Below are 8,281 nucleotides of genomic sequence, written 5' to 3' on the forward strand. Positions count from 1 at the left end.
CAAGAACCTCATCCTGGAAAACGGCCATGTCCAAAAGCGCCGCCACGCCGGAACAAAGCGTGCAGACCAAGAAAAGATCCCGGCTGCTGTCGCAGACAGCGGTCCTTGCCGTGCTTGCCCTGTCGAGCTGCGATGCGGAAAAGAAGGATTCGGCGCCCTATCTCGCCCATGTGCGGGTCGAGGCGACCGAAATGCAGCCGGATCTGATTCGCGCCTCCGGCACGGGCGAGATCAAGGCGCGCGTCGAAAGCGACCTGTCCTTCAAGATCAGCGGCCGCGTCATCTCGCGCACCGTCAGCGTCGGCGACCACGTGACGGCGGGCCAGGTTCTGGCCACGGTCGATCCGGTGGAGCAGAAGGCCGATCTGGAATCGGCCAGGGCGGCGGTGGCCTCGCAGGAGGCAACGCTGCGCATGACGAGTTCGGTTCTCGCCCGCCGCAAGGCGCTCACCCAGACCGGCGCCATGTCGCAGCAGGATCTGGACAGCGCGCTGCAGCAGTTCCAGTCGGCCGAGAAGGACCTGGATGCCGCCCGCGCCAAGCTGGATACCGCCGTGGAGGCCCTGCAGCAGACCGAACTGCGCGCCGATGCCGATGGCACCATCACCGCCCGCAGCGTCGAGGTGGGGCAGGTGGTGCAGGCCTCGACCACCGTCTTCACGCTCGCCCATGACGGCGAGCGCGACGCGGTGTTCAACGTGCAGGAATCGGCCCTCAGCGGCAAGATGGCGCCGCTCTCGCTCGAGGTCTCGCTGGTCTCGAACCCGAAGGTGCGCGCCGCCGCGACCCTGCGCGAGATCAGCCCCGCGCTCGACACCTCCCTTGGAACGGTGCGGGTCAAGCTTTCCATCACCAATCCGCCGCCGGACATGACGCTCGGCTCGGCCATCACCGCCAATGTGGTGCTCGACCGCCAGGAGCGCATTTCCATTCCGTGGCAGTCGATGTTCTCCAAGGCCGGCCGGCCGGCCGTCTGGGTCGTCGATCCGGACAAGAAGATCACCCAGATGAAGCCCGTCACCATCGAGCGCTACGATGCCTCGAAGGTCGTGCTCGCCGACGGGCTGAAGCCCGGCGAACTCGTCGTCGTCGATGGCGGCCAGTTCCTGCGCGAGAACCAGCCGGTTTCCTACAGCCAAGAGGCGACCCAATGAAGGTTACGTTCGTTGTTCCTCTCGTCCTGCTTGCCGCGGGGCTGAGCGCATGCTCGGAGGAAAAGAAGGCGGAGGCGCCGCCGCGTCCGGTGCTGTCCATGCTGGCCGAGCCGCGCGAGGCCGCCGCCTTCGGCTTTGCCGGGACCGTCGAACCCAAGTTCAGCACGGATCTCGGCTTCCAGGTGCTCGGCCGCATCGTGCAGCGCAACGTCAGCGTCGGCGACCTGGTGACGAAGGGCGAGGTGCTTGCCCGCCTCGATGCCACCAGCCTCGAGCTGGCAGTGCGCCAGTCGGAAGCCGATCTCGCCTCCGCCCGCGCCAAGCTCGATCTGGCCCGCGTCAACGAGCAGCGCCAGCAGACGCTGCTTTCCGCCAATGCCACCACCAGGGAGCAGGTGGAAGAAGCAGTCCAGTCGCGCGAGGCCGCCGAGGCCACCGTGCTGCAGGAGCAGGCGGATCTGACCAAGGCGCAGGAGCAACTCGGCTATGCCACGCTCGAAGCCGAATCCGACGGCGTCGTCTCCGCCACGTCCGCCGAAGTCGGCCAGGTGGTCACCGCCGGCCAGACCGTGGTGACCATCGCCCGCCTGGAGGCGCGCGACGCCCAGGTGGACATTCCGGACAGCTACGGCCAGCTGACCGCCATCGGCACGCCCTTCCTCGTCACCCTTCAGGCCAATCCGGAGGTGAAGGTCAGGGGAACCGTGCGGGAAACCGCGCCGCAGGCGGATGCCGCCACCCGGTCCCGCCGCACCAAGATCGCGCTCGACAATCCGCCGGACGGCTTCCGCTTCGGCAGCACGGTCACCGCAACGCCGGTCGCGCCGAGCGAAGGCCATCTCTGGCTGCCGGATTCGGCGGTCGGTGGCGATGACGGCGGCCGGTTCGTCTGGATCGTCGATCCGGCCGCCCGGACGGTGCAGCGCCGCACCGTCACGGTGAAGCCCTCGGTGGCCGGCGGCGTCGATGTGCTGAGCGGCCTCAAGGAAGGCGAGCGCGTGGTGACGGCGGGTGTCCACTCGCTCACCGAAAATCAAACAGTCCGACTCTCGGGTGAGATTGCCCCATGAACACGAAATTCAACCTTTCCGAATGGGCGCTCCAGCACAAGTCGCTCGTCTGGTATTTCATGATCCTCGCCAGCGTCGCGGGCGTGCTGTCCTACATGAACCTCGGCCGCGAGGAAGATCCGGACTTCACCATCAAGACCATGCTGATCCAGGCCTCCTGGCCCGGCGCCTCGGTGGACGAGATGACGAGCCAGGTCACCGACCGCATCGAGAAGAAGCTGCAGGAGCTTGAATCGCTCGACTATACCAAGAGCATCAACGCGCCCGGCCAGACGACGATCTATGTGAACCTCCTGGAAAACACCAAGGCCAAGGATGTCAAGCCGACCTGGATCAAGGTCCGCAACATGGTCAACGACATCGCCGGGAACCTGCCCTCCGGCGTGCAGGGGCCGACCTTCATCGACAGCTTCGGCGACGTCTACGGCAATATCTACGCCTTCACCGCCGATGGCCTGACCCAGCGCCAGCTGCGCGACTATCTGGAGGCGGCCCGCCAGCAGATCCTCTCCGTGCCGAATGTCGGCAAGGTGGATCTCATCGGCGCCCAGGACGAGGTGGTCTATCTCGAATTCTCCACCAAGCAGATGGCCGCACTCGGCATCACGCAGAGCCAGATCATCGAGACGCTGCAGAACCAGAATGCCGTCGTGGCATCCGGCACGCTGCGCACCGGGGCGGAAAGCATCAATCTGAGGGTTTCGGGGCAGTTCGCCTCCGAGGAGGCCCTGCGCAACATCAACCTGCGCGTCAACGACCGCTTCTTCCGCCTCAGCGACGTGGCCAAGATCACCCGCACCTATTCCGATCCGGAGCAGCCGCTGTTCCGGGTCAACGGCCAGCCGGCCATCGGCCTTGCCATCGGCATGAAGCCGGGCGCCAACCTGCTGCATTTCGGCGAGGCGCTGTCGGCAAAGATGGACAAGGTCATCGCCGACCTGCCCGTCGGCATCGGTGTCCACCATGTCGCCGATCAGGCCGTGGTGGTGGAAGAGGCCGTCGGCGGCTTCACCAAGGCGCTGTTCGAGGCCATCGTCATCGTTCTTGCCGTCAGCTTCGTCAGCCTCGGCATGCGCGCCGGCCTGGTGGTTGCCGTCTCCATTCCGCTGGTTCTGGCGATCACCTTCGTCTTCATGGAATATCTCGGCATCTCGCTGCAGCGCATTTCGCTCGGCGCGCTGATCATCGCGCTCGGCCTGCTGGTGGATGACGCGATGATCGCCATCGAGATGATGGTGTCGAGGCTGGAGCACGGCGATCCCCTGAACAAGGCGGCCACCGCCGTGTGGACCTCCACCGCCTTCCCCATGCTGACGGGAACGCTGGTGACGGTCGCGAGCTTCATGCCCGTCGGTCTCAACGACAGTGCCGCCGGCGAGTTCACCTTCACGCTCTTCGTCGTCATCGCCGTGTCGCTGATCGTGTCCTGGATCGTCGCCGTGCTGTTCTCACCATTGCTGGGTGTGCTGCTGCTGCCGAAGACGATGAAGGCGCATCACGAGACGAAGGGCATCGTCGCCCGCAGCTTTGCCGGCATGCTGAGTGCCTGCATGCACTGGCCGAAGCTGACAATTCTCGTCACGGCCGGCCTGTTCGGCGTCTCGATCTACGGCATGGGCTTCGTTCAGCAGCAGTTCTTCCCGGCCTCCGACCGTCCGGAACTGATCGTCGACTGGACGGCGCGGCAGAACTACACCATTGCCCAGACCAAGGCCGACATGGATGCCTTCGAGGCGAAGTACATCGCCGGCAGCCCGGATGTGGACCACTGGACCTCCTATGTGGGCCAGGGCGCCAAGCGCTTCGTGCTGTCCTTCGACGTGCAGCCCTCCACCAACAACTTCGGCCAGATCGTCGTGGTGGCCAAGGACATCGAGGCGCGCAACCGCCTGATGGCCAAGCTGGAAGAGGCAGCCGCCACGCAATATCCGGGCACCGACGTCTTCGTGAAGCAGATGGAACTCGGACCGCCGGTCGGCCGGCCCGTGCAGTACCGCGTCGGCGGTCCCGACCCGCAGATGGTGCGCAGCTATGCGCAGCAGCTGGCCGGCATCATGGGATCCGATCCGCGCCTCACCCGCATCGTGTTCGACTGGAACGAACCGGCCCGCGTGGTGAAGGTGGACGTGATGCAGGACAAGGCCCGCCAGCTCGGCGTGTCCTCCTCCGACATCGCAACGGCGCTCAACAACATCACCGGTGGCTCCTCCATCACCCAGATCCGCGACAGCATCTATCTGATCGACGTGGTGGCGCGGGCGACGAAGGACGAGCGCCAGTCGATCGAGACGCTGCGCGACCTGCAGCTGCCCGGCAGCAACGGCCAGTCCGTGCCGCTCGCCGCCATCGCCACCTTCCACTACGAGCTGGAGCAGCCGATCATCTGGCGGCGTGACCGCATCCCGACCATCACCGTCAAGGCCGGCATTGGCGACAGCACCCAGCCGGCCACCATCGACCAGCATCTTAAGCCGGCGATCGAGGCCTTCGCCGCCAAGCTGCCGGCCGGTTACACGGTGGAGCCGGCGGGCACGGTGGAAAGCAGCGCCAAGAGCCAGGCACCGATTGCCGCCGTGGTTCCGCTGATGCTGCTGACCATGATGACGATCCTGATGTTCCAGCTGCAGAGCTTCCAGCGCCTGTTCATGGTGGTCATCGTCGCGCCGCTCGGCCTGATCGGCGTCGTTGCCGCCCTGCTTCCCTCCGGGGCGCCGCTCGGCTTCGTCGCCATCCTCGGCGTGCTGGCCCTCATCGGCATCCTGATCCGCAACTCGGTGATCCTGGTCGTGGAGATCGATACGCTGCGCAAGTCGGGCAAGGAGGCCTGGCATGCGGTCAAGGAAGCGGCCGAACACCGCATGCGGCCGATCATGCTGACGGCTGCCGCCGCCTCGCTGGCGCTGATCCCGATCTCCCGCGAGATCTTCTGGGGTCCGATGGCCTACGCGATGATGGGTGGCATCATCGTCGGCACGGTGCTGACGCTGCTCTTCCTGCCGGCGCTCTACATCGTCTGGTTCCGCGTCAAGAAGCCGGAGGATGGCGCCCAGCCGACCACGCCAGTCCACGCCTGAGGCTGACGGCCTCCGGCGCCGGGCAGACTTCCCGCCCCCGCCCAAGACCGGTCCCGACGGATCCACCCGTCGGGGCCGGCACCTCCGGAAGGCCGATCTGGCAGGCCTTCGGGTGATGTGACGAGGGTACCCATGCGGGTCGCCCGCATCCTGCCGGCGACGTCCCGCCAACGTCCGCTGATGCGAGGCGCCCCGCAGCCAGCCCCCCCCCCCGCGAAGGCAGGCCCCGCCGGTTCATCCGGCGGGACCTGCCACCCCTCCGGACGGAAATTCGTCCCCGATTTCCGTCCGGCCTTCGCCTGGAGCCTTCCGCAGCTCCCCCAGCCTGCCCCCACAGCGTGCCTGTCGCCCCGACCGGTGACCTGCCCGGTGACCTGGCTGTCGCCCGGCCTTCCTGTCGTCTGTCCCCGTCCGGCCGCGCGCTTTTCAGCCCTCCCGCCCGTTCTCTCCCGTCCTGCCTGCGGAACAATCGCCGCCGCCTCCGGTTCGACCAGTCCCGATCCACGGCAAGGACAGACAAGGAGAGGCCCCGTGAAAGCACTGACCTGGCATGGCAAGCACGATATCCGCTGCGAAAGCGTGCCCGACCCCAAGATCCAGGATGGCCGCGACGCCATCATCCGGGTAACCGCCTGCGCCATCTGCGGCTCCGACCTGCATCTTTATGACGGCGTGATGCCGCAGATGCACAAGTGCGACGTGATGGGCCACGAAACCATGGGCGAGGTGGTGGAGGTGGGCCGCGAAAACACGGCGCTGAAGGTGGGCGACCGGGTGGTGGTGCCGTTCACGATCTCCTGCGGCGAGTGCTTCTTCTGCACCCGCGGCTTCTATTCCGGCTGCGAGCGCTCCAATCCGGATGCGGCCAAGGTCTCCAAGCTGTGGGGCAATTCGCCGGCCGGCCTGTTCGGCTATTCGCACCTGCTCGGCGGCTATGCCGGCGGCCAGGCGGAATATCTGCGCGTGCCTTATGCCGATGTGGGACCGATCAAGGTGCCGGACGGCCTGACCGACGAGCAGGTGCTGTTCCTCTCCGACATCTTTCCGACCGGCTACATGGCCGCCGAGTTCTGCGACATCCAGCCGGGCGATACAATCGCCGTCTGGGGCTGCGGCCCGGTCGAACAGATGGCGATCAAATCGGCCTTCCTGCTCGGCGCCGAGCGGGTGATCGCCATCGACACCGTGCCGGAGCGCCTTGCCATGGCGCAGGCCTCCGGCGCGATCACGCTGGATTTCATCGAGGACGACATCTACGAGGAAATCATGGAGCTGACCGGCGGGCGCGGCGCCGATGCCTGCATCGATGCGGTGGGCACCGAGGCGGAACCCTCCGCCAGCTGGGACAGCCGCTGGGACCGCATCAAGGTTGCCACCTATCTGGGCACCGACCGGCCGCATGTGCTGCGCCAGGCGATCCACTGCTGCCGCAATTTCGGCACGGTCTCCGTGGTCGGCGTCTATGGCGGCTTCCTCGACAAGGTGCCGATGGGCTCGGCGGTCAATCGCGGGCTGACCTTCCGCATGGCCCAGACGCCCGTGCAGCGCTACCTGCCGAGCCTCATGCAGCGCATCGTGGAGGGCGACATCGATCCCTCCTTCGTCATCACCCATCGCGGCGGGCTGGAGGACGGGCCGGAGCTTTACCGCACCTTCCGCGACAAGAAGGACGGCTGCATCAAGGTGGTGCTGAAGCCCTGACCGCCCGCCCCGCATGGCAACAATGACCAGGAGAAGACGGATGAATTCCGAACAGCAGGCAAGGGGGCTCGCGGTCGTGACCGGCGCCTCGACGGGCATCGGCTATGAACTGGCGCGCTGTGCGGCCGGCGACGGCTACGATCTGGTGATTGCTGCCAATGATGCCGAGATCAAGCGGGCGGCGGAGCGGCTTTCAGCCGAATTCGGCCGAAGCGTGGAGGCGGTGCAGGTGGATCTTGCGACGCCGGAGGGCGTGCGGGCGCTGACCACGCGGCTTGCCGCGCTCGACCGCCCGGTCGATCTGCTGATGGCGAACGCCGGGCGCGGCCTCGGCCATGCCTTTCTCGACGAGGACCTGCAGGCGGCGCTCAGAGTGGTCGATACCAATGTGTCCGGCACCATCGCGCTGATCCACGAGGTCGGCAACCGCATGCGCAGGCAGGGCAGCGGCCGCATCCTTCTGACCGGCTCCATCGCCGGCTTCATGCCGGGCAGCTTCCAGGCCGTCTACAATGCCACCAAGGCCTTCATCAACAGCTTCTCCTTTGCGCTGCGCGACGAACTGCGCGACAGCGGCGTGACGGTGACCTGCCTGATGCCGGGGCCGACCGATACCGACTTCTTCGCACGCGGCGACCTCGAGGACACGCCGATCGGCGAGATGAAGAAGGACGACCCCGCCATGGTGGCCGAACTCGGCTACAAGGCGATGCTGGACGGCGAGGGCGATGTGGTGACCGGCTGGAAGAACAAGCTGCAGGCCACGCTTGCCAACGTTACCCCCTCCGGCCTCCTGGCCAGAGCGCACCGCCGCATGGCCGAGCCGAAGGAGGAGGGGTGAGGGTGGCTGCCCGGAATGCAGGGGGGCGGACAACGGCTATACAAGGGCGCGCAGGCGGCGGCTGCTCCGGGGCGATTGTCGTCTACTGCGTCTGAAGTCCGCCGATGCCGTCGGGGCCGGTGAGGAAATCCAGGAAGCAGCGTGTCTTGGCCGGCAGATAGCTGCGATTGGGATAGACGGCATGCAAGGTGACGGCGGGCCAGAGGCTTTCAGGCAGGGCCGCCTCCAGATGTCCTTCCGCAAGGTCCTCCCGAACCAGCCAGTGCGGCATCATGGACAGGCCGAGCCCCTCCCGTGCCGCCAGATAGAGCAGTGTTTCATTGCCGCTGAGAAGAACCGGCGCAAGATGCAGTTCGGGCGCCTGCGGCCCGTTGCCCAGGCGCACCCGGCCGTCGGGCGCGACCGCGCTATAGGCAAGGAAAGGCGCGCCCTCAAGTTTCG

Annotated in this window: 6 protein-coding genes; 5 read left to right on the plus strand and 1 reads right to left on the minus strand. The window is 66.5% G+C overall.

Annotation, left to right across the window (positions count from 1 at the left end):
* Window positions 1–26: 26 nt before the first annotated feature.
* The 5 genes from KLP42_RS25590 (at window position 27) to KLP42_RS25610 (ending at window position 7,840) form a co-directional block, all read left to right on the plus strand.
* Window positions 27–1,154: an efflux RND transporter periplasmic adaptor subunit gene (locus KLP42_RS25590; protein WP_215570935.1), complete on the plus strand. Its 1,128-nt coding sequence runs from the start codon at window positions 27–29 to the stop codon at window positions 1,152–1,154.
* Window positions 1,151–2,224 carry an efflux RND transporter periplasmic adaptor subunit gene (locus tag KLP42_RS25595; protein WP_215570937.1) on the plus strand — a complete coding sequence of 358 codons (1,074 nt, stop codon included), beginning with the start codon at window positions 1,151–1,153 and terminating at the stop codon, window positions 2,222–2,224. The genes KLP42_RS25590 and KLP42_RS25595 overlap by 4 nt, the downstream gene beginning before the upstream one ends.
* Complete coding sequence (locus KLP42_RS25600) at window positions 2,221–5,298, plus strand: efflux RND transporter permease subunit (RefSeq protein ID WP_215570940.1); 3,078 nt, start codon at window positions 2,221–2,223, stop codon at window positions 5,296–5,298. Before KLP42_RS25595 ends, KLP42_RS25600 begins: the two co-directional genes overlap by 4 nt.
* A gap of 531 nt (window positions 5,299–5,829) precedes the next feature.
* Window positions 5,830–6,999: a zinc-dependent alcohol dehydrogenase gene (locus tag KLP42_RS25605; RefSeq protein WP_215570942.1), complete on the plus strand. Its 1,170-nt coding sequence runs from the start codon at window positions 5,830–5,832 to the stop codon at window positions 6,997–6,999.
* A gap of 40 nt (window positions 7,000–7,039) precedes the next feature.
* Window positions 7,040–7,840: an SDR family NAD(P)-dependent oxidoreductase gene (locus KLP42_RS25610; protein WP_215570951.1), complete on the plus strand. Its 801-nt coding sequence runs from the start codon at window positions 7,040–7,042 to the stop codon at window positions 7,838–7,840.
* An 82-nt stretch (window positions 7,841–7,922) separates the two neighbouring features.
* Here KLP42_RS25610 and KLP42_RS25615 read toward each other — a convergent pair.
* Window positions 7,923–8,281: LysR substrate-binding domain-containing protein (locus KLP42_RS25615; protein ID WP_252193270.1), on the minus strand; the 359-nt coding region annotated here is incomplete at its 5' end.

It is taken from the genome of Rhizobium sp. CSW-27, assembly GCF_018760785.1.
Taxonomy (GTDB): Bacteria; Pseudomonadota; Alphaproteobacteria; order Rhizobiales; family Rhizobiaceae; genus Neorhizobium.

What these genes read in the sequence shown, in the direction of transcription:
- KLP42_RS25590 (WP_215570935.1), top strand. Translation starts at nt 27, where the DNA reads ATGTCCAAAAGCGCCGCCACGCCGGAACAAAGCGTGCAGACCAAGAAA.
- KLP42_RS25595 (WP_215570937.1), top strand. Translation starts at nt 1,151, where the DNA reads ATGAAGGTTACGTTCGTTGTTCCTCTCGTCCTGCTTGCCGCGGGGCTG.
- KLP42_RS25600 (WP_215570940.1), top strand. Translation starts at nt 2,221, where the DNA reads ATGAACACGAAATTCAACCTTTCCGAATGGGCGCTCCAGCACAAGTCG.
- KLP42_RS25610 (WP_215570951.1), top strand. Translation starts at nt 7,040, where the DNA reads ATGAATTCCGAACAGCAGGCAAGGGGGCTCGCGGTCGTGACCGGCGCC.